The organism is Acinetobacter sp. Z1, from assembly GCF_024296945.1.
GTDB classification, from domain to species: Bacteria; Pseudomonadota; Gammaproteobacteria; order Pseudomonadales; family Moraxellaceae; genus Acinetobacter; species Acinetobacter beijerinckii.
This window is the reverse complement of sequence record NZ_CP101115.1, coordinates 1,491,838-1,516,401: the sequence shown is the minus strand read 5'-3', so window position 1 is coordinate 1,516,401 and position 24,564 is coordinate 1,491,838. Positions and strand designations below refer to the sequence as shown.

12 protein-coding genes are annotated in these 24,564 nt (G+C 37.6%); 1 reads left to right on the top strand and 11 read right to left on the bottom strand.

Annotated features, from left to right (window positions below; translation table 11 throughout):
* Positions 1 to 42: 42 nt before the first annotated feature.
* The 5 genes from NGC85_RS07020 to NGC85_RS07000 form a co-directional block, all read right to left on the bottom strand.
* Positions 43 to 918, bottom strand: coding sequence for a class I SAM-dependent methyltransferase (locus NGC85_RS07020; RefSeq protein WP_254805339.1), 876 nt, complete (start codon positions 916 to 918; stop codon positions 43 to 45).
* A gap of 93 nt (positions 919 to 1,011) precedes the next feature.
* Positions 1,012 to 2,532 (bottom strand): NAD(P)/FAD-dependent oxidoreductase, encoded by a 1,521-nt coding sequence (locus NGC85_RS07015; RefSeq protein WP_005054402.1) that lies wholly within the window; start codon positions 2,530 to 2,532, stop codon positions 1,012 to 1,014.
* Between the two features lie 265 nt (positions 2,533 to 2,797).
* Positions 2,798 to 3,622 (bottom strand): SDR family oxidoreductase, encoded by an 825-nt coding sequence (locus NGC85_RS07010; RefSeq protein ID WP_254805338.1) that lies wholly within the window; start codon positions 3,620 to 3,622, stop codon positions 2,798 to 2,800.
* A 38-nt stretch (positions 3,623 to 3,660) separates the two neighbouring features.
* Complete coding sequence (locus NGC85_RS07005) at positions 3,661 to 4,635, bottom strand: metal-dependent hydrolase (protein ID WP_254805337.1); 975 nt, start codon at positions 4,633 to 4,635, stop codon at positions 3,661 to 3,663.
* Positions 4,636 to 4,941: 306 nt separating this feature from the next.
* Positions 4,942 to 5,901 carry a metal-dependent hydrolase gene (locus NGC85_RS07000; protein ID WP_005062132.1) on the bottom strand — a complete coding sequence of 320 codons (960 nt, stop codon included), beginning with the start codon at positions 5,899 to 5,901 and terminating at the stop codon, positions 4,942 to 4,944.
* Between the two features lie 486 nt (positions 5,902 to 6,387).
* Between NGC85_RS07000 and NGC85_RS06995 the strand changes: the two genes are divergently transcribed.
* Positions 6,388 to 7,005, top strand: coding sequence for a TetR/AcrR family transcriptional regulator (locus NGC85_RS06995; protein WP_254805336.1), 618 nt, complete (start codon positions 6,388 to 6,390; stop codon positions 7,003 to 7,005).
* 450 nt (positions 7,006 to 7,455) lie between these two features.
* Here NGC85_RS06995 and NGC85_RS06990 read toward each other — a convergent pair whose 3' ends face one another.
* The 6 genes from NGC85_RS06990 to NGC85_RS06965 all read right to left on the bottom strand — a co-directional run bounded on the left by NGC85_RS06990 (position 7,456) and on the right by NGC85_RS06965 (position 24,564).
* Positions 7,456 to 8,166, bottom strand: coding sequence for a hypothetical protein (locus NGC85_RS06990; protein WP_254805335.1), 711 nt, complete (start codon positions 8,164 to 8,166; stop codon positions 7,456 to 7,458).
* Positions 8,167 to 8,234: 68 nt separating this feature from the next.
* Entirely contained in the window at positions 8,235 to 14,324 is a 6,090-nt protein-coding gene (locus tag NGC85_RS06985) for an SdrD B-like domain-containing protein (protein ID WP_254805334.1), read from the bottom strand.
* 130 nt (positions 14,325 to 14,454) lie between these two features.
* Entirely contained in the window at positions 14,455 to 17,136 is a 2,682-nt protein-coding gene (locus tag NGC85_RS06980; protein ID WP_254805333.1) for an NEW3 domain-containing protein, read from the bottom strand.
* 39 nt (positions 17,137 to 17,175) lie between these two features.
* On the bottom strand, positions 17,176 to 17,670 hold the full coding sequence (locus tag NGC85_RS06975) for a hypothetical protein (RefSeq protein ID WP_254805332.1): 495 nt from the start codon (positions 17,668 to 17,670) through the stop codon (positions 17,176 to 17,178).
* A gap of 230 nt (positions 17,671 to 17,900) precedes the next feature.
* A complete protein-coding gene (locus tag NGC85_RS06970) occupies positions 17,901 to 21,890 on the bottom strand; it encodes an SdrD B-like domain-containing protein (protein ID WP_254805331.1) in 3,990 nt (1,329 codons plus the stop codon).
* Positions 21,877 to 24,564 carry a hypothetical protein gene (locus NGC85_RS06965; RefSeq protein ID WP_254805330.1) on the bottom strand — a complete coding sequence of 896 codons (2,688 nt, stop codon included), beginning with the start codon at positions 24,562 to 24,564 and terminating at the stop codon, positions 21,877 to 21,879. Before NGC85_RS06965 ends, NGC85_RS06970 begins: the two co-directional genes overlap by 14 nt.

Genomic DNA, 24,564 nt, shown 5'->3' with positions numbered 1-24,564 from the left:
TAAGCTGCTTTAACACTAGATAAACCAAAGCAGCTTCTAGATCTATTTGATTAATCTTAAATGAAGCATGTGTGTTGCGATCGTATGTCGAAGATGGTCAGCTCGAGTATTAAAATAGCGATGACTTAAACCATCACCTGATAAATCTTCAGCAACTTCAAAACCCATATGATTTACAGAGTCATGGAATAACTTAGGTCGAAACTGCCCTTTTAACGGTTCTTTCAAAAATCGAGTAAATTGGGAAACAAAAAGGCTGCCAAATCGCTCTACACCTGATAATTCTCGATAATCAATCGAGTAGTCTAGAACTACTTCACTTTTTGGAGCAGCAATTTTTGCAATGCTTTTTAAAGTGTTCAATGTTGTTTGTGGTTCAAGATAATGTGTTGTTCCTAACCATGAAAAAAATGCAGGTTTATCTTGTTTGAAACTACTTCTCGATAATGCATCTGCAATCGATTCTTTCTCAAAATCAATTGCCACGAATTCAACATTTTTAGGAATTTCACCAAATCGTTGTAATTTTCTTTGTTTCGCTGCTTGTGTATCAGGATGATCCACTTCAAAAATTTTCAGATTCGGATATTGTTGTGCTTGTCGTAATATAAATGAATCTAATCCCGCACCAACCAATACATATTGCGTTATTTTCTTCTCAATCGCCTGTTGAAGTAAATCCTCTGCATAGCGTGAGCGACCAACAACTTGTCCTGTGAGCAATCCCAAGGTTCGATTAAGCACAGGAGAATTGATTAATTTAACGGTTAACTGTGTCGTAAGTAATTTTTGCCACCCTTTACTGGTCAAATCAAATGCAAATGGATCAGAAAAAACGGGATTTTCAGCATTTTTGAAATGATTAGCACGTAATGCTGCCGCTGCTTCAGCAGTTCGGCTCGATTGTCCTTCTTTCATATCTCTTTCCCAAGTTCTTTATATCTGGCAAAAAATAAGCAGTAAATTCCATCCTAAGATAAAATTTACTGCTCATACACTATTTATCTGAGATTATTTAGTTTTTTCAGTTTGATACGTGACTTGATAATCATTCAAATCCATATGCTTTAAACGTTGCTTTAATTTCTTCAACGACCAAGGCCAAGCCGCAAAGTTACGACCATTCGCATCTAAATAATAACTCTTACATCCACCCGCGTTGAATACCGTGGTTTTAAGATGCTTTTGTACCAACTCATTATGCTTCTTGATCACATCAGGCTTGATATTTAATTTAGCAATCCCTTGATCGCGGATTTTTAATAGACCATCGACAATATAATCCAATTGCGCTTCAGCCAAACCAATGAAAGAATCATATACCAACACGTTTGGACCTAACACCAAGAATGCATTTGGTACATTTTCAATACTGGTTCCTAAGTATGCTTCTGGTGAACTGCTCTTCCATAGATCATTTAAAATCTCGCCTTTTTCATTGGTAACACGCTTACCAATTGGCGGGTGAGAAACTTCAAATCCTGTACCCCAAATGATCACGTCTACTTCATGACGTTCACCATTCGCCGATACAACGGTATTGCCTTCTACTTTGACTAAACCATGCGGAATTAGATTAGTATTTGGTTGTTGTAACGCTGGATAATAGTTGTTAGCGAACAATAGACGTTTACAACCAATAGTGAAGTTTGGCGTAACATTTTTACGCAGTTCTGGATCTTCAATTTGGAAACGTAATATGAGTTTAGCCAACTCACCTACAGGCTTTAACACAGCTGGATTACGTAAACCAAAGTTAATCGCATTCAATGATTGAGCAACGGCTTGACGCCATGTTTTTTGAATGAGCGGGAACTGTTCGATAAGTTTTTTGCTGACATCACCCAAATCTGTATCAGGCTTTGGAACAACCCACGGCGCTGTACGTTGGTAAACATATAACTCTTTTGCCAAAGGTTGAATTTGTGGCACAAACTGAATTGCTGATGCGCCCGTTCCAATCACGGCAATACGCTTACCAGTCAAATCATAATCATGATTCCATTTTGCTGAATGGAACATTTCACCTTTGAATGTTTCCAAACCTTCAAGTTTTGGGATCTGTGCTTCAGTAATTGGACCTGTTGCAAAAATCGTAGTACGAGCCAAGAACTGTCCTTTATTGGTATCCATCACCCATAAATTACGTTCATTGTCCCACTTGGCATTGATAAGTTCTGTACCAAATTCTATTTTTGAACTTACACCAAAATTTTCACTGACTTCTTCTAAATAGTTCAGAATTTCAGGTTGACGCGCAAATAAGTGACTCCATTTTGCGCTCGGTGCAAATGAGTATGAATATAATGCTGATGGCACGTCACATCCGCAACCAGGATAAGTGTTTTCACGCCATGTACCACCAACACGTGTTGCCTTTTCAATAATCTTGTAGTTGCTATAACCGACTTGATCTAGACGGATCGCAGTCGCAATACCTGAAATACCTGCACCCACGATAAAGGTATCGTAGATATGTTGAGGTAATGCTTTTTTGTCAGCAGAATTTAATTTTTTTGCTTGAGCTGTCATTTAAACTATCCTTTCATCTAAAAACAGATGTCTATAACGGTGTCTTACCGAATTCTCATCTAAATTTCATCATTAGCCTTCGGCTCGACCTACTTTTCTTTCGGGAAAAGTAGGCAAAACCATTTTCATCCGCAAAACCTGTTCACCACTTGCATTTATTTAATACCTTCTTGAATATAAAACCTTATTATCTTTTAATACCATGCAGGTTGCGGATGAACTTTACACGTATCAAAACTCGGTAGAAATTTTATATTTGCTTAGGCTATTTCATTAACCGATATGAAGTTCCCAAAATTTTTGCATATAAATTAGGTGCAGTACGCTTCATTAACCAGAACAACTTGGCATCGATTTGCGGAATGGTATAAAGCTCGCCTTTATCCAAACGATCTAATGTTAGCTTTGCGACCTTATCACTGGTCGTAAATGCCAAATTGGTCAAGGCATAATCTAAAAGGCCTTTGTGCGGTACTTTGCCATTTTTAATAATATTGGTCGGTACTAAGGTCGGGCACAGTACATTCACTTTGATGTTTGACTTTCTAAGTTCAGCGGACAAAGTCTCTGATAAAGCACGTACCCCTGCTTTAGAAACGTTATAAACCGTCATCTCTGGTGCAGCAGTAAAAGAGGCTGCTGAAGCAACATTGATAATTGCACCATGACCCAGCTTTTTAAACTTTGGTACAAAGGCACGACAACCATAGATAACGCCCCATAGGTTGATATCCATGCACCATTTCCAGTCTTCTGATGACATTTCATCAAACTTACCACCTAGACCAATACCTGCATTATTAATCACTAAGGTGGCAGGATTTTGCATCAATTGCTCAGCTTGTTCAGCCAATTGATTCACCTGCTCCTCTTTAGCAACATCACATTGCACTGCAAAGGCTTTTGCACCAAGTGCTTCGACCATAGCAACAGTTTCATTCGCTGCATCAAGATTAATGTCTGAACACACAACTGTGCCTCCACGTTTTGCTAATTCAAGTGCAAAACTACGACCTATCCCACTTCCCGCACCAGTCACAACAGCAAACGCTTTTTGACTTGGCTTTGTTCTTTTTCCAAATAATTTCATATTTGTTTTCCAGCAATCTCGTGTTTAAACAGACCAAGTTATGCAGAAGCTGCACGTACAGGTGGGGTAAATTCTTTGAGGAAATAGGGTGTCAATAAACCTGTTTCTGGGTTTAATAAACGATCCTTGTAATATTCCATGTAGGCTGAGGTATCATGATCGTTTGGATGAAAACTTGGACGTAAATATTCCAAGATATGCATAAAGCTACTACCAAATACGCCTCGTTTACTGCCGAACAATAATGCAGTACTTTCGACAACATCTTTCATATAACGCGGATTAATGAGATTACTTGGCTTTCTCAAAAATGGCATGAGATAGCCACCTAAAGACACACCACCCAAAATAGTTAAGCTTGCAAGCAAGAAACCAGTAATCCGAACCCAGTAATCACCCGATAGCTCTAAAAAAACATCATAAGCAATATCTTTATGCTCTGATTCTTCTAGCATGTGCCACATCCACATCGCACGCTGTCTTTCATCTTGTGAGCCGAGCAAATAGTCTTCATGCTGCATCATAAATTCAGCAAGGACAGCCGTGTAATGCTCAATCCCAGCCATCAATGACAATTGCATTGAGTTTGGTAACTTATAAATGCCGTACTCAAATACTTTATCTGCAATTGCACGTAGCAGCTCCACGGGATAACCATTCTCTTTTAGAACTTCATCATTGAATTGATTATGAATTTTAGAGTGAATTGCTTCTTGTCCAATCAAAGAGGTTAATCTTTGTTTTAAAATAGGATCTTGAATAAAATCACGATGATGGCGAGCGGTATCGATAACAACATCTTCACCAAAGGTTAAGAATATCGATAGCGCATGAAAGTATGATGTCGCTAATTCTTTATTTAGAAAAAACCTCTCATCCAATTCATTTGGGTTGAATTTAAAATCAAAATGACGAATTGGAATGGGTGATTTATTCACAAAATTTTGAATAATGCCTTGATACTTAGTGCTTAATTTTTCTGAAAAAGCATTTCGAATAATTTGAGCGACCATAACTTGATCCCCATAGAGAGAGTTAAATAAAGCTAAAGAGCTAAAAATCAACTGGAACGATAAAATTGTCTATTAAGATTATTTCTGCAATTTTATTGATTCCAATTCCTACAAAATCTAAGTTTGATGACTTAGCTCATTTCGTCTTAGAAAATCCTTCAATTGATAAACTTTGAAGAATATTGATTGCATAGTGCACTAGCAAAATATGGGCAACAAGAACCAAATTGCTCATAAACATTTGAACGTTTATGCCAACTGAACTTACTGAATTTGTAATGCACTATTCATCCACTAACTGGATAATTAAGCCGCTTGAACTTTGGGCGTAAACTCTTTCACAAAGAAAGGATGTAATGCGCCACCTTCAGACAATAATTTCTTTTCGTAATACTCAAAATACGCAGAAGCATCATGATCATTCGGATGGAAATCGGTACGTAAATAATCAAAAATTCGACCTTGTGTACTACCAAAAACACCATCTTTAGGACTAAAGATCAACTTCACACCACGTCTTGCATCTTTCCAAAACTTAGCTGTCAGCATTTCTTGTGGTTTACGTAAAATCGGTACCATCGTCGCAGAGAATGGAATCAATCCAAGAATGGTGAAATATGCAAGGAAGAAACCTGAAATACGTAATGCATAGTTACCGTTTAAAGTTTGATAAACATCATAAGCAACGTCTTTATGTTCAGATTCCTCTAACATGTGCCACATCCACAATGCACGTGTTTTAGCATCATCTGAAAAATAGAAATTTTGCTCATGTGCCATCATGTATTCAGCCAACACAGCAGTAAAATGTTCAATTCCAGCCATCATTGAAAGTTTTAATGGTTGTGGGAATTTCAGGAAGATATGCTCAAAGAATTTTTCACCTAGAAAGCGATACAGTCTCACGGGATAATCCAATTCAACTATTGCATCATTAAATTCATTGTGTAGTTTTGAATGAATAGCTTCTTGACCAATGAGTGAAGTCACACGTTGCTTTAAGATAGGATCTTTTAATAAATCTCGGTGATGGCGTGCTGTTTCAATCACTAAATCTTCGCCATAAGTCAAAAACACAGACAACGTAGCAAAAAAAATCGTAGCAAACTGATTGTTCATATAGAATGATAAGTCGACTTGCTTGCCTTCAAATCCAATCGCCAAATGTCGAATTGGAATGCTTTTTTTACTTGCAAAGTCAATTTGCTCAGTTATTGGGTTAGATTTAAATAAACTTAAACCTTTCTTTAATGTGTTGCTGATCATGGCTACACCTACCTACTTCACTTGAGCGTCATTTGCCCTTAACATTTTTGAATCAGGTTCATCTCTTTTCGTATAACTAAATAATTTTTTGAGTTACGAAAAAATATTCGGGAGATTTTCTTGAACCTAATTTCCTACTACAAACACTGTAAACTGATCTTATGTTCGGATTCAATTCGGGTAAAATGCTATTCATCGCAGATAATAATATTTTCTAAAAAGTATCTTTTCAAAAGTTAAACTATATCTTAAGTGTTTTCAAAAATTTATTTATATTAATATATTTCAATAACTTAATTTTAAAATTAAAAATTAAAATTAATAAGAAATCATGACTCAATTAGTTAAAAATATTTTTTATTACAGTTTTAAATTAGATATTAAAAACAGTGTAATTTTATTTGTTCGGATTAATAACAGTATGCTTTCTCTCATTTCAACAGCATGTTAATCTGACAGTATGTTCGGATTTTAATAATAATACTTATGGCAACTCGTAAACCTCGTCAATCTCGCTCGAAAGTTACTGTAGATACCATTATTGAAGCAGGTTTTATAGCTGTTGCAACCAATGGTACCAGTGGTACAACCACACGCCACATTGCTGATATTGCAGGTGTGAGTGTTGGCTCTTTATATGAGTATTTTAAAAATAAAGAAGATATTTACGATGCCATGGCGAAATCTTTTGTCAAAGAAGTGCTTGATATGGTGAAGGAGCTGACGCCCATTATTGTTGAAATGGAGCTAGAACCTCTATTCGAAATGATTTTTTATACTTTCCGCGACTTGCTGACACGTGACAATGATCGCTATCTAATTTGCTTGCGCTATGCAACAGAGCTCAAGTATGAGCGTTATATTGGTCAGATCGAAATGGCGCTTATGGAGGTTCTGATGAAATATATGATGCGCCATCCAAGATATCTCAAAGTGAATAACTTAAGCGTGACGGCCTATATTAGTATTAATAGCAGTATCTTTAATGTGGCACGCCACCTGATTTTACCAAATCCACAAATTACTTTTGATGAAATGGTGAAAGGTTTAAGCAGAATGATCATTTGTTATATTGAAGCAGAATTAGCTGATGCTGAAAGTTAAAAAAGAGTCTTAATACTCTTTTTTAACTTATTTCATTTTCAATAAATATTATTCTTCTACTTGAACATCATGTCGTTGCTTGAAAGTTGATATTTCTTTACCTTTTGGATCAACATAGACTAATACAACCCAACGACTTAAAGCATGACCAAATTTCTGATTTTCATCTTTAATTATTTTTTACCTTTCGCCTCGACTGCGACTCGATCTAAATGAATCCCTTGTTATTGAAGGTATGCGAGCACATTCTGCGCTCGTCTCTCGAAAATTTAAATTATATTGTTCGCTTGCACCAGCATCAGTAAAGCCATACAAAGTTAACGTGTAGGTTGGATTATCTTTTAAGAATATTACAACTTGATTTAATACATTAATTGATTCTTTTGATAAGTTTGATTGATCTAAAGCAAAGTGAACTACATTTGGTACATTTGATGGAACTTTAGCTACCTATGGTTCAGCGATAACTTTCTGTTCAGGCGACCAAATTGGCCACTTGCCTTTGACTCCATGACAACCCTTAGCATCACCATTCAATTCTTGTAAAGATGGATAATTAATTTTAGGTAATTCTAATGCTGTTGCAGACTTACACGCAGACGCTTTGAGATTTGATTGATCAATTAAACTTTGAGCAGATAAAAATAGTTCTCTTGAGTGTCGCCATCCAAGTTCACAATATTCTGCTGCTGCCCAAACCAATATTACTTCCGCTTGAGCGATCTCAGCCTGAGCACATGAAAAACCTTCAGTTTGTTTTAATAATTCAGCATTTGCCCAAAGATCTCTGCGCATGACACTTGATTCAGAAAGAATAGCAGTTGTCAGCGTAAATTTTTCAATTTGTCCTTGTTCTAAAGCCTCAATAATATATTTTGCTTGTTGAAGTGCTTCAGTTCTCGCAGAACTTGGACTCTTTTCACTTCCTTCGTGAGCAGCGTAACTTAACCACGATAAGGCTTTTATCGCTTGATAATATGCAATATTTTCAGATGGTTTTAAATAAGGTATCAGACGTGTTTGTAATGCCGCAACTTGCTTATCTTTAGGATTATAAGGCTTCTGTTTATTGACATATTGTACCAAAGAACTAGATTGCTCTCCAACAACAATTTGCTCAGATGCAGACTCAGCAAATACAGAAGTGTTTACTGCAAACAAACCAGCAGAAACTCCTATATAAAAATAAGAACACATTTTATATAAATTATTGTGAAGATATTTCATGTTTATGGTTCTCTTGAAGCATTTATTCCAGCGTTATTACCAGCAAATAGATTCTCATCGAACTTGAATCTAAAACGAACATAAGCGCCCTGAATTGTAGTATCACTATCGACCAGATCATCATCTTTATAACCAGAGAAGTTATAGCCACCTGATAACCATAAATTTGCTGCAACGAGATACCCAACCTCACCACCAACGAGAACTCGACGCCCTGAACTCATATCAGACCATAATACACCTGTATGTACACCTGCATCCCATCTTTCATTGATGTCATACATTGCTCTAGCACTAAACATATGTGTCACACCTGTAGACTCTAAACCAGAGAATGTAGTCTGAACATTTTTCGCAGCATATTGACCCGACAACGTAAGATCTCTTGTTGGATGATAATTTAAATGATTTGAGAAAATATAAACATGTTTAAGATATGGATTACTTAAATCTGTTTTATTGTCATCATAACGATATTCAACTTTAGCTAAGGCATCAAAACGATTGTGTTCAGTATCACGATAAGCTAATCCTAATTGGAAGCGATCTACTAAACGATCACCGCTGCTATCATTTTTGCTATCTGTTAGACTGACAACATTTTTTGCCAATAATGTCACATCATCCGAATATTTATAAGCAGCACCTAAATTGTTCAAAATAGTATCTGATTGATCTGACCATCTTGCTTCAATACGAGCAACCGTTTTCCAGTTAGGATTCTTTAAATACTCAATACCTAAAGATGCCGCTGTACTATCAGAACTTAAATTATTTGCACTTGATAAAGTTTTGGTTTGTTCAAAACTCGTATTGGCATAAAAACCTTTTTCAAGTTCCCAACGATTACGTAAACCAATTGCTGCCTCTGCTTCTCTAGCGCTAATGCCATCGCGAATACGATATTCACTAAAGGCGGTACCGTTATTGTTATACTTACTATCCAAACCAAATACGGTTACATTGCGGCGCTGATTACTATTCAGATCATAAAGACCACTTAGACTAGAAACTAATTCATGGCGGCCATAAGCACGAAGTTTTGAATTAATTTGATAATTTGCCCCTAGTGCAAAAACACGGCGATCGGCTTCAGAAATGTCTTGTTCATATTCAGCGAAAACATTCGAACCTTGCCAAGGAAGTTGACTGGTTAACTTAGATCGAACGGTCACACCATGGTATGGCGCAATTTGTGTGGTATTCAGCGTTGCTGGGTTTGATGATTCATCATAATATTTTAGACCGAGCTCTACAGCTAAAATGCGATTTATTGCACGCTCAATACTGGCTGAAACACCTTGATTTACACCACTCAATTGATCTTCAGTACGAATCGCTTCTAGCTTCGCCAAACCAACTTTATTAAGTTGTACGCGCCCTTTAATTCCACTCTCTTTGCGACCAGCTGTAATCGGTGCGGCAGTATTATAAAAACTTGTATCTGCTTGGTTATGATAAACCTTCATTTCCAAGTCTTTATAAGCGTAGTTGAGTTCAACTCGTGCAGCATCACCTGATAATTTACCAGTTGCATCTGGTTGTACATTAATTTGTGTTAATGAATTCAGACCATCATTAATATTCTCAGATCGTGCAAATTCAGCAATTAACTTACCTTTATCATTGGCAAATTTAACAACACTATTCACACTCGCCAACTGATCTTGAGTCTGTGGATTATTGCTCTTGACATAAGAAGCTCCCACTTTCACTTTATCTGAGACTTTTACAGAACCAGATACACCGCCGACCGTATATTCTTCACCACCCTGATCAGATTCAACGGTGATGCGTAGAAATACGGGATTTAAATCTACATCGACACTTGGAACCGGGTCTTTGAGATAAATACTATTACTGAAGGTATCGACTTCATAATCCGTAAAACGGGCCAAGGTTGTACGCGTAATAATTAAACCTGGATTATTACGATCACGCGTAATCACTTCTACTTTTTCACTATTATCACGGACATCCTGAGCATTAACACCACCTAAACTATATGGACCAGAAATCCCCATAGCACGTTGTTCATTAACAACTTGTTGTGTATTTGTCTGCGCAGCAAATGCCGTAACTTTATATTTATCAGCTTCTACAGTACTACGTACACCTGTTAATGAACGGTTATATTGACCTAAAGATAAACCTTCATCGTTTTCAGTCCGTGTAACGTAATCACCATACATAGCATATGAACGACCTTTATCGACACGAATATACAATTTGCTAGTTGATTGAGCATCAAAGCCTTTAGCAGCAGAGTCACCGTAAACTGGGTAATATTCATCAGGGCGAATATCGCGGAATAATCTTTGCTTCTTATCTTTATCTGAATCATATGCAAGTGTAAGAAGGTATTCACCTTTTACCTTACCTTTCAAAAATAATGCAGCTCGACCAGTTACATTACGCTTTCCATCTTTTGACGCTGAAATCTCGTTTAATTCTTCTTCAAAACCATCATTTGAATTAATACCACTCAGTTCTTTAGGGTCAAACTTTTTAAAATTAAATGAACCTTCAACCATACCAACAGCAATAATTGGTCTTAAATCAGGTAAGAATCGAATAGGTGTATTTGAATGAAAGATACCACTTTCAACAGATAGAGTGCCTTCACCTGCTTCAATTGGTGCTTGAATTGGAACAATTAGAGTTCCGCCTTCAACGAATACTTGAATACCCGGTTGTTTTGGATCTAAGTCCAATAAATCAATCTTACCAATTGAGCTATCTAAGGTGATTGGTGTACGACTTGATACAAGCGTACCATGTCGATCAACAATTTTTAAATTGACATTAAAACGATCACGACCATTCGCTTGCGGAATCGTTTTACTAGGTTCAAGTTGCAATTTATCTAACTGGTCAGGTGCAATAACATTAATACGTTTAATGTCTCGGGTATTACCCATCATATCCACTTGGCGTACTTCGATGGTGTTCTGACCTGCACTTAAGTCAATACCAATAAAGTCTAAGCCTGAAACCTGCATATTTGGTAATACAGCACGTTTACCAATACGTTTTTCAGGAACACGTGTTCCATTTACCCAAAGCTCAAGCTGAGTGCCTGCCGCACCCTTAACCTGAATAGAGGTCTGAGGATAAGGCAATACTTGCCCATCTTTAAGGTTTAAAATTTCTAGTTGATTATTCACAGCTGTTTCTAAAGCTGTTTCAAGATTAATCATTTTCGCAGCATTAACTGTATCTACGTAATCTTCTTTTGGCAAAGCAAGAGTTGAAGAACTTGGTAAAGAGACAGATGATTGAACACCAGACTTTTCAGGTTCGAATTGTATTTGTTTGATTTCTTTAATTTGTTCCTTTGAAAAATCAAGATTACAATTCGCCTGAATTCCGACTGCTGAAATACAGCCACTTGATGGTTGTCCACGAACATCTGTAACTTTAGAAAAAATTGGATCAGCCGTTAAATCGGAACGCAATATTTGCTCTAAATTTGTATTATCCTGTTCAATGCTTTTTTTACGCTCTAGCACACGTTCAATTAGAGATTCTGAACATTGCCCTTCACCTTGAGCAATCGCAAAATCAGCACGATGCAACTCACCACGTTTTAAATCAACAAAACGGCTATTAGGATCACCTGCTTGTCGATTACTAATCAATACTAATTCAGAGCCAATCGGCAAACTTGTACGATCGACTTTTAAGACATGTGTTTTTGCACTAATCCCGTAGAAGTCATACTTACCTTCACTATCAGTAATAACATAACTACCATCTTCAAGATAAATACGGACACCAGGAACCCCTATTTCACCAACATCTTGGATACCATTCCGATTGCAGTCAGTGAAGATTTTACCCACAATAAAACCATCTGAAATCATCGCACCAGGCGTTACTTCTACCTTTGCCGATGCCTCATTAGACTCGATACCTTTCGCATCTTTGGCACGTACACGGTTAATACCATCGCCATTGAGTGCATTGGGTCCAATATAAACACGATATTGAACTTTAACTTCTTTACTTGGTGTGAGTGTGCCTAATCCAAGCTTTAAATAAGGACCTTTACCACCTAACGGATCTTCAACTTTGGTCCCGTCAACACGCATCGAACCTTGTACGTAAATAAAGCCTCGAGGAAGTGTATCGGTGATTGAGACATTTACCGAATCTGCAGTTCCACGATTTGCAACAGTAACCGTATATTCTTCAAATTCACCAATCTCAGCCGTCTTGTTTGAAGCAGCTTTTTTAACAAATAGAGATGAATTAGTATTTGTTACTTCTGGGTCAATTGGAATATCGATATTAAGTGCTGGATCACCATTATTTAATGTAAACTGCCCCGCATATGACCATCTTAAATCGACTGCTTTGTCTGCTGGAAAACTCGGATATGCAGTGCGATCACTTACAAAGGTATAACGCGTGTTACCTGGAATAGTCTGGGTATCAACAACAAAACTATACGTACCAGCTTTGACAAGTGGATAAATAAATTCACCTGCACTATTGGTCACCTGTGTTGCTGGTATAGAAGTCGTCTCACCAGTTTGAGTATCAATTTCAAATGCAACATTACTGCCAATTGGTTGACCATTTTGATCTAATAAAGTAACTGTAGCACCCGCTACAGGTAAACCAGTTTTAGCATCAAATACTGTACCATACGGATCCATTAACACACTTGTATTAATATCGGTGATTGTTCCTGTAGATTGGCCTTGCGCATCCAAGCAGTCGGTTAAACTAATATCAACCTTATCGCGTTTGAGCGTTTGCAAGACTGCATCAAATGAAATACCTTTATCTGATAATGTTGTTGGTAATGTATAATGAAATACACCTGTATTTGGCCCAGTCTCAACACCAACCACTTCTTCTAAATCACCAGTTTTTGTTGATTTAATTCGAATTTTTACACGATCTGCAGTATAACGATCTGCATTACAGCTTGCATTTTTAGCCTCGATATTCAGCGGTTTATTTATACTACCTGTTGCTAAAATACTCTTAAAATCACTTGAATTATTAGTAATATCTGCTGAACCGCTAACTAATGTAGATGCAACGTTTGAAAACACATCTTTTTGACTATCAGTAACAGCGTACGAAACTTTATAAGTATTTTTTACTGTGGTCTTTGCAATATTGCGATTCATACTAACAACAAGATCAACTTGCTCAGAGGTATTCGCTGCAATTTGTGGGAAACCTACAACAAGTTGGTTAATCTGTGTAACGTCACTTGGAGCAACAGTACTATAACTATTATTAGCAAGTTTGTATAAAATTTTGGCTTGAGTGTTTTTTACTAAAGCAGATTTAAATGTTGTATTTGGCGGTAAATCATCAACCAACAAAACCATCTTCTGTGTTTGACCATCCACCATAACATCGGTTGGATTAGCTGGCTTCTTACCTTCGTTGCTAATATTGAGCGTGTAATTTAAATCATAATTTGCACTTGCAGAAGGTTCAAAAGTTTTTTGTTGTACTTCTTTAGTTGCGATTAATTTTGCGCCATAGCTAATTGCACTATCTGTAGCAGTTGCAATTACAGTTTTGTCTTCAACAACTGTTGCTGTAATTGGTAAATTAAATTGCTGACCTTCAGTTAAATTTGAACTTGTGGTAGCAACAACCCATAGATTGACACTTTGACCAATTTCTAAAGGTACATTGGTTATTACTTGTTGATCATTCGTATCAAATTGACCATCTTTGTTGCTATCTATGTAGATTTTAATATTGTTTAATTCATTAATTGTTAACGCTTCTAGCTGAACATGAACTAGTGCGTTACTATTGTTAGATAAAGTATTTGCCCATATTACTCGCACACTAGGTTCAACATCGAGTACTGGCGGCGTAGTTAAAGTAATAGCATACAAAGCTGAAACATTAACTTCGACTGTATTTGAAACTGCTTGTTGTTCTTTACCATTTGCTGCTGTAAAAGTTGCGTAAGCAACGTTTTGGATTGTACTTCCAACTTCTGGAATATTCGCGGCGTGACCATACTGCGCGGACAATATTGATATTGTCAACGTTGATAACATGAAAGACATGTTTCGACTTACACGAATTTGCTTCTGTTGTAGCACAGCGCTCTACCCTTCAACTAAATAGTCTAAATAAAAAAACTTTAAAATTATTGTTGTGGACACCTGCTTTGCGCAAATGCCCACATATTTAATCAATTCATTTTAGGCAATCTAAATTGTTCAATGAATATTAATTATTTACTTTGATTACAAACTCTAATACCGCACTTGTATTAGGTACAAGAGGTGTTTTCTCAGCAGCGATAGTACCTGTTGATCCATCAGTTAATGCAGCGGTTGAAGTACTCAATGTCGCATTTGTAGCTACTGGAGATGCGCTTGCAATTACTTTCAAAGTTGTATATGCAGGTGTAGCATCGCTAATCACAACATTAGTTACGTCAGCATTACCTTCATTCGTTGCAGTAATTTTATACTTCACACATTCGCCTGGTTTAGCAGAAACTGTATTTTGAGTATAAGTACCAGCAACACCTGTTGAACAATTTGCTAAAGATTGCTCTTTCACTAAACGTACTTGACCACTTGTAACAGTCGTTAAGTCAGTATTCACTAGATCAGCAACAGACTGACCACCAACAACTGTTGGTTTGATCGTCAATACAACTGCACTAGGTGTTCCAGCAGTTGCATTTGTTGGCGCTTGAACTTTGATGAGTAAGTTAACAGATTCACCACGAGCAATACTTCCAGTTTTCACTGCAAGATCATTACCTGTAACTAATTCATTAGCATCAGCCACACCATCGTTATTCGAGTCAACAAATAAACTTGTTGTCCAACCATTTGCAGCCTGATCGTTTGTAAGCGTATAAAGCAAGCTACCTGCTGCTGCACCCTCTACAATGTTACCGTTGTTCGTCAAAGTATGCTTATAGACCACTGTACCGCCAGGAGCAACTTGACCAGTCCGATCATTTTGCAAGCTTAGTACACGATTAGTTTCAACCGTTACACGATCAGACATTACATCTGTTAAGCCAGTAGCAGGGGAAGCAACTTTAAAGATAACTTCTTGATCACCAGCTGCAGCATTTGCAGGAGGCGTTACAACTGCAACAAGTTGAACACTACCACCACTTGGTACATTACCAGTATTCGTGATTGGAGCACCTGTTGGGTTACCTGCACCATCAGCTAAGTAATATTGAACTGTCCAACCCGCAGGTAATGTAGGTGATGTAGATAAATTATAGTTATCTCCAGTTGCACCTTTATTATCAATAGTTAATGGGAAGTTAGTTGCTTGACCAGGTTTAGTTGATTTAGTATCAATAAATTGACCCGTATCTTTACCTGACGCGCCAACAACAGTACCTGTACTATTTGTTGCATCACCATTATGTAAGTCAACTGTAGATGCAACGACTTTATCAATAACTAAATTGATTGTATCTGTACCAGTAGAATTAGTAACAGGTGTTGAAGTTAAGATCGTGCTGATTGGCGTTGTAGAAGAGTAGCCAGAAGGTAGAGTTACCTTAGCAACAACTTGGTATGTAGCCCCGCTTGCGATTGGACCAGTGTCTGCAACACCATCACCATTCGTATCAGTTAATGGCGTTACACCATCAGCTTTGAATAATTCAACAATGCTACCAGCTGGTAAAGAGTTTTTGTTTACAGTAATGTTGAATGCTTCTGTAACATTACCAGTGTTATGTACAACGATTGGCTCACCACCGCCCGCAGTAACACCAAAGGTAACTGGAGTGCCTTGAGTTGTTGACTTAGTAATTACGTCATCAGCTGGAGCCGTAGAAGCTTGTCCATCAGCAAAGGCATCTGTCGTACTGTCGTTAATTGTACCTTTTTTAACACCTAACACTGTAATGTCATTCGGGTTAGATGGTGTTTTACCTTCTGTACCTGGACCATCTGGATCCACTTCAGCGATGTTTGTAATGATACCAGCTGGAGTATTTTGGTTTACTCGAACTTTGAATTTCAATACACCACTGCTATTTGCAACAACTGTAGGAATAACTAATGTAGCCGTTCCTGAAGTGAAGTTATATCCATCAGAATCAGCAGTACCATCGTTTACAGCTGTACCATTTACTGTAGCAGAACCAGCAACATAAGTTAAACCAGATGGAAGTACGTCTGTAATCGTAACGTTAGTTGCAGTCGTGTTACCAGTATTTTGATAAGCTAAAGTATATTCTACTTCACGTGCGGCAGGGTTTGATAATGTTGCATCTACATTGCTCACGCTTGCAGATTTTAATAAACTAATTACAGCACCGTTTGTAATCTTAACTGTATCTACGTTTTTAGCAGTTACACTTGTATCAAAACCACTGATTGCTGAAACCGTTAATTTACCTAAAGCATCCACAGCAGCATTGTTTGCTGTTGTTGCTTGAACGATTAAATTAACAGACTCGCCTGCGGCTAAAGTTACGCTTGTAACAGGAGTTTGACTATCTGGAACACCATCTTTATTTGCATCTAAATAAACGTTTAAACCACTGAAATCATAATTATCAGTCGTGTTATCACGTGTATCATTATTGGCAACAGCTACGTTAAAAGTATCACTACCATTACCAGTATTTGTTAATGTGTGAGATAAAGATACTTGACCGTTCGCGTTAGCAGTTTTAGTTTGATCAGTGATTAAAGTAAAGCTTGCGACTTGCAACACAGTCGTAGTAACTACATTTGATGTCACAGTTTTATTAGAACCATTGCTATCAGTATAGCTTGCAGATGCAATGTTACTAATGTTTGTACCCGCACTAGGAGCTGCTGCGTGTGCTGAAGGAAGGAAAGCTGCACCACCTGCAACAAATGCAATCGAAGCTGCTAATTGCGTTAGTTTTAAACGTTGAGTTTGATTTGACATTCGGAACTTACCCCTGTTGAATATTCAATGTCAGTTTGTTTAATTTTTGGTTTTGTCACTGTTAATACGTGTTTGTGCTGAGACCGTTACAGATTTTCCAGCAGGAAGTTCTGCGATTGTCCAACGTAATGCACGATAATCTTTCAGTGGAACATTCACCATTTGATTACCCTCTTTGCGTTTTAAAGGCATCGGGGCAAAATTTGTACCGTCTGTGCTTGCTTGTGCATTTTCTGGCTCAGACTTAGCCAAAAATAGAGTCTCAACTGGTATTGGTAACGTAGCAGTTAAATTTTTAATTTTTCCTGATGTATTATTCGTATAAGTTGCACGGTACTCGACTACATCATTGGGTTTAACTTTATTCACTAACTTAACATTTGCTTTACCTTCAGAATTAATACTTACCAAATAGGTTTTCAATTCCACCGAAACAGGCTCTTTAGAAGGTTTTGTCTCAGCAAAAGTACTTGTTGCCAAAAATAAAGCGGCTATCCCAAGTAAGTATTTTTTCCATTCACTATTCAAGTACATCTCTTTGATTCCTAAACTATTTTTTTGGACTCCTTGAACCTTGCTTAGGGCATATTTCAAAGAGACTACACTAATTACAAAAATACATCATTTTTATGCATTTTTGTTAAAAAAAATCACTTTTTTGTAAAAAAACATCTACCAGTTCAAATAAAGCAACTTCTATACCAACTAACATTACAAAATATGCTAAATAAATAATAACTTCGACATACTTCATCAGTTATCAACTATTGCGACACACAAAATCTTAAGGCACCCGAAGCTGATGGATTTAATAATCCAGTCAGGCTCCATTCAAGATAATCACCAGAATGGCTTGTATTACAAGTATTTCCGCTTGGTGTTACGCTACAACTCATACTGCCGAAATTAGTACCAATTGGTAAACTATCTTTCACTCTTACGTTGTGTAGTTTCTTAATACTGTTATTTTTGTAGGTGATTTCATACTCTAAATTATCTTGCTTAGCGACCTGATTAGTCGTTACAAATGCATTTGTATCGGAAGAAGTTGAAGGACAGCTTGCAACTGCACGAACTTTTTTTGTCAGTGTTAAACCAGCACTACCAATTAGTGTCACATCCTGACGTTTAAGCGTTTGACCTAAAATCGTTTGTGACGGATTTATCAGAGCAAATTGATAACTTGCTTGAAGAGTTCCGATATGCTGTGCACCAGCGGTAACATTAGTTGGTACATGAACTCGCTGTACTAAACAAATATCAACACTTGGCTGTAATAGAACAGTACTTGCAGCAGTTGGGTTAAATACAACTTCACCCATATCTACCTGACCATTACAGTTCGTATCTCGATAAACCAACACTTGCCATGGCTGATCAGCACTTGAATTCGGTTGCTGTGTTTGCGTCAGCAATAGTTGAGTAAGTTGAACTGGAATTTGTGTACTTAAGCGGTGAGGATAGTCCGTGACATCTCCAGCAATGGCTGTATGTTGCCCATCTTCATTCAACACAACATTAACAATCACATCACCAAAATTATTTGCTGTATAACTTGTCGCACTTGTCTTGGTTAAAGCAATTGTATCTGTTGAACGAGTGTAGCCCGTTGTGCCACTGACAGAAATATATTCAGGTAAATTCTGCTGAACAATACAAAATGATGATGGTAATAGGCTTTGTTCAATTGAGAAAGCATAATCACCATTTGCACTTGTAACTGTTGAAGCTAACTGCGTAGTACTGCAGTTATTCAAACGAATTGTACTATTTGCAATCCCAACTTCACCCGCATCTTGTATGCCATTATATGCTTTACTTACATCTAATGTTGTTCCGCTATTATCAACAAATACTCGTCCAGTAATATCAACGTAAATAAGCTTAGTATTTGTAAACGTACAGGTAATATTCGCGCCGTCTTTTATGCGAGCAGCAGGAATCGTCACAATATTATTGACAAGCGTCCAGAAATTACCTGTATTACCAGTTACGCCGCTATTTGCATCGACACAACTTACACCAGATAAAACATATCCAGCTAAAGCACTTTCAGTAATGGAAACATCAGTATTCAATGTTTGCGCCCAAAACTGTTGTGCAGAGGTTGCTGTTGTTCCTGCTGTCACTGTGGTTATAGAATCTGTTGTAACTGATGTTGTACTATTTACAAGATTGCTGAGATTAATATAGTTAAACGTACCTATCCCATTCACAGAGTTTTTAGCAATCTTAATTTTTGCACCATCTATAATATTGATACTTGCAGGGACCCCACTAGTAGTTGCATTGTCATAGTTTGCAGTTGAACAACTACCACTAAGTGATAAACCAATCGATCCATAACCACCAGCAGCACGCTCACTCACCCCAGCATAGGTGTTTCTATTTGCAATACGATAAGTAATTCGGTGATAACCTGGTGCTAAAGCAGAAGATGTTGATGCTGAAATCCCACCACCCAAATAGTTATTTGAGCTACTCACTACAACACCATCCACCATAATATAGCCACTATCATCAATACCGACACTTGTGTTACCCATACATACAGTGACTGTTTGTGAATTAGCAATATATACACCTGTGGTAAATTCCCATGCTCGACGGTTATCTCCAATATCAGGTGTATTAATTAAATTAAGTTGTACAGTTGAATTTGCATCTGAACTCATGCTAGTAATAATTCTTTGAATCATCGCAGAAGCTGTTGTGCTTGATGCTCCATAAGTTGAATCACTGGTACCATTATTACCAGAAACTAAATAACCACCTGTTGGACTCGCTTGATTTGCAGGCCATGCACTCACGATTGATGAACTTTCATCGGTAAAAGCACCAACTTTTGCAGTACCACCAGCTCCTTCATAGCCCACCCAAAATGCACCATTAGGTCTATATTCATTTTGTTGATTGGTTCCCCAAACTTTATAAAGTGTTTCACCGACACCACTACCAGGGTTAAATTCATCACTCGATACTTTAACAGTCGCTTGCTGAGCGGTGCCCAAAGTGGAAGCGGCTGTTGTACTGTAACTCACAGATAATTGTTTTATAGCCCCATTAGCCACGCTACCTAAAGGGCATGTCCAGTTGCTACCACTTTGAGCACATGCTGCCCCGCCAACAACACTAACCCCTATTACACTCACCCCAGTTTGTGGCGCAGCGACATATGTCGCAATTGTATTCGTTGCATTGTTCGGCCCTTCATTCTTAATATCGATAAGTTGAGAGCCTACTCGACCTCGAACAATGGTAGGCAAATTGGGAGTAACGCTAAAACGAGCTTCTAAAATACTTGTATCAGCAGTCACTGCTGTTGGATTTACGATAATCGCATTTACAGAACTCTGATCGTTAAGATTGCCAGTATCATTAGAATTAGCATCAACGCTTACAGCATTAGTAATATTCCCTACTATCGCGGCAGTCGTTTGAACCGTAAACTTACAAGTAGCACCAGTAGGCCCACTAAAATTACCACCTATACTATAACCTGTTGCATCTGTTCCAGTTAGAACAGGTGTACAGGTAGTTCCTGTACCAGTTGTTGAAGTTGCGCCAACTAATGAGACTGCTTTTAAATTTGAAGGAATTAAATCAGATATAGTTGCTAAATAAACACTACCGCCTAAAGTGGAGCCCGCTGGTTGATTATTACTAATTGTTATCTCGTACTGTAAGATCGAATTAACAGGCACATTATTTAATTGAGTTTGCACAAAAGTTCCAGAAGTACCAACTCTTTGTTTTTTAACCACACTTAAATCTGTATCAGCATCCATACTAGAAACACCAAAGTAAAATGCATCAGCCGCTACCCCCCATGTGGCCGCTCTACCATCTCCTCGAACATAAATATCAAATGTTAATGATGTAATCCCTTTACCTTTGATATATACACTTCCACTTGCTCCACCACTCCCACTACTCGCTGCAATTGTAGAGGCATTGTTTGTAATATCATTCCCACTAACTGTTAGCTCTTTACTTCCTGCTAAACGGCTCATTACCACGGGAACATTACTACCTGTTAATGTAAACTCAGCACTGAAACCCAATGATCCACTCTGTGCTCCAAGCGCGCTCGCTTGCAATATAGGATTAGTTACTGGGCGATTAAAGCTTATAACTATAGTGCCCATTTTAATTCTAGTATTTGTTGGCGCATTTGTGGCATTCAATCCCCGTGTAGTCATTTCCATAGCGACACCATGGTTTGTACTAACACTAATGCCACCATTCGCACTTAAACAAGCTGTACCATTACTACAACCTGTTGGCGCATTCTGCAAAGAAGCAGCAAACATATTGTCAGCAGGACTACCATAACCATTCATCGGTCTTAAAATATTTACAGGTTGTACAACATTATTTGTATCCGTGTCTCCACCCATAAAAATATCCGGCCTAGTCAATGAACTAGGAGCGCTTGAATACGGCGTACGGTTATATACTGAGTTAGTAATCGCATAACTAACAGTTGTTGTTGGTGCGTATGTCTCACTATTATTATCAGATGGATTATTCCTATTTAGCAAAAAAGTGTGCGTACCTGAGGATGCAGTTGGACCCTGCCCAGATCCAGAGCCTGAATAAATCTCAATAGTTGGTGGAGCAGCCAATACAGCTTGGCTACACATCAAACAAGTTAAGATAAACAAAACCAAGGTATATATATAACTAACTTTATGATTCATCATGCTGTAATTAGAGATATTCTTTTTCATTTTTTGCTTACTGACCAACATAGCGCACCCCAAAATTAAATTCATAACTTTGATTTGCAGCTACACTATTTAATGTTCCTGAAACCGCACCAGCATTACCAACTGTGGGAGCTGTCATACCACTACATGATGTGCAGATAGGCGATTGAGATAAAACTGTATAGGCAGGCGTCATATCTCTAAAGGTAAATGCAGTACTCAAACCAGTAGCACTTGTATTGGTTAAAATCACCTTATACAAAACACACTGACCTTGGCCATTTGCTTGTTTACCGATATTTAGACTATTTGTTGTATAGGACTCATCAGCTGTGCCATTACAATCAAAATCACGTGCTTGTAACTTATTCAACTTCAATTGTGTCTGATTCACTGTAGTTACATCAGTAATTGATGCCAAAACTTGACCATTAGCATTATTCGTTAAATTAATCGTGGTGGTATTCGCTTGGGCAATATTATTTGCTACAAGATTTTTAACCTGAAGCAATAATTTGACTTGAGTATGTGCTGCTAATTTTCCACCCGGCAAGTCAGCTAAACTTCTCATCACCAAATCCCCAGCATCAAAAACACCATTTGCATTTACGTCATAGAAAAGAGTGCTGTTAAACTCAACCTGATCGTTATTCGAAAGAAAACTGTAGTTCCCTGTATAATCAACATCAGTATTATTGATTAAAAGATGACTATAAATGACGGTGCCTAATGGCGAGACTTGTCCACGAGAATTTGGCGTGAATTCTACTTTAGCCACAGAATTGACACTTTGAATGGTGATCGCATCCTTAATAATATCTTGGCTCGGATTACTACTATTATTACCGCTTACAAAACTTGTAGAAAGAGCGCGAAAATAGATCGGTGTAGTTACACTACTATTCAACTGATCTACTTCGACAACAGCACAGATTAACTGACTTTCACCATTATTCAGATAGATGGTTTTACCTGTTTCACTACCTAAGACACTACAGTTTGAACCATTTCCAGAAACATAAAAACGAACACGGTTCACGCCATTAGGCAAAGTTAGGCTTGTAAAATCACTTGTTGAGTTCGCACTGAGTAAATATTCAGTTCCAATACCAGTATGGCTCACTTTTAATGGGAATATTGCTTGCCCACCCGCAACAGGATTGGTACTTGTTGATGCAATCACAGTTTTCCATGGGTTGCCAGCATTATCAACATTTCCATTACCCAAACCATTGTTTTCAGGACTATTCGTCAAATCAACTAAACGTGCTACCGTTGTGGCAAGTAAATTACCCTGATCTTTAATCAAACTCGTTTTGCTAATATCACCTAAAGACTGAGCTTGAGGTGAAACTTCGAATGTCGTATCAGTTGTTACAGCATAACTACTAGGTAAACGCACTTTAACAACGATTGGTAAATTTACGCCTGCGGATAATAAACCTGTATCAGGAATACCATCACCATTACTATCTAATAATGGGGTTACGCCATCTGCACGATAAAATTCAATTTGGCTACCTGCCGGAAAGGTACTGCCCGTCATCGTTACATTAAATCGATCAGTACTATTACCTGTATTCCAAACATAGTTATTAAACGTAAGCTCTCCACCTTGAGCCGCACCAGAAGCAATAACCGTAGCACTATTGTTTACATCACTTGCACTACCATTAATTTTGACAGCATAAATTGAAGCAACATTAAGTACAGCTATGTTACTGAGATCAGATATATTTGCAGTTGTTGCGTTATTATCATGATCATACTGTAAATTAACGGTATTATTGATTGATCCAGCAGTTGTTTTATTTACTTTAACTTTAAATTCAATATAGCCAGTTGCATTTGCTGGTATTGAGCTAATGACCGCAGTTACAGTATTTGCTGTCACACTGTAATTGATTCCTGCTGGATCATTACTCCCAGTACTTGGATTTACAGTTGTACCGTTCCAATTTTCACCAGCATTTAGTTGATAAGCCAAACTTGAATCAAGTGTATCCGTTAAAGTTACAGAGCCAGTCGCTGTGCTACCTAAGTTTTGATAATCCAAACGAACGGTAACAATGTCTCCAGTTGCCACACTTGTTTGAGAAAACTTTTTACGAACAAGCAAAGCAGACTGATTCGTAACAGTTGCTGTATCGATATTGGTTTTTGTTCCAGATGCACTATTTAAAGAATTTACAGTTAATGTTAATAATCCATTTTGACTAACCGTTACACCACTCGGTACATTTGCCGCCACAATAAGACCAACTGACTCACCTGCACTTAATGAATAAGAAGTAATCGCTGCGCCATCAGGCACGCCATCATTATCTTTATCTAAAAATACAGATAGATTACTGTAGTCATAGCTATCTCCAGTATTATTTGTCACTGCAAAGGTATACTGGTCGACTTCATTACCCGTATTAGTCAAAGTATGGTTGAAATATACAGTCTGACCCGCTACGACATTTTTAGTATTATTTGCCGTCAAATTAACAGAATAAACTGGAAGAATCGTTGTTTGAACTAAATTAGAACGGCTGACTTGAACAACGGTTGAACCTTCTTCAGTGTACTCACCTATCGCCATATTACTAATGATTTGGCGTGTAGGAACAGCAGCAGAGCTAGACTGATGCACTCCCAATAAAGTAATCAACAAAATCCCTAAAGTGATCTTGCTGTTGCGGAAATTTCCTAATGTATTGATTATATTCAT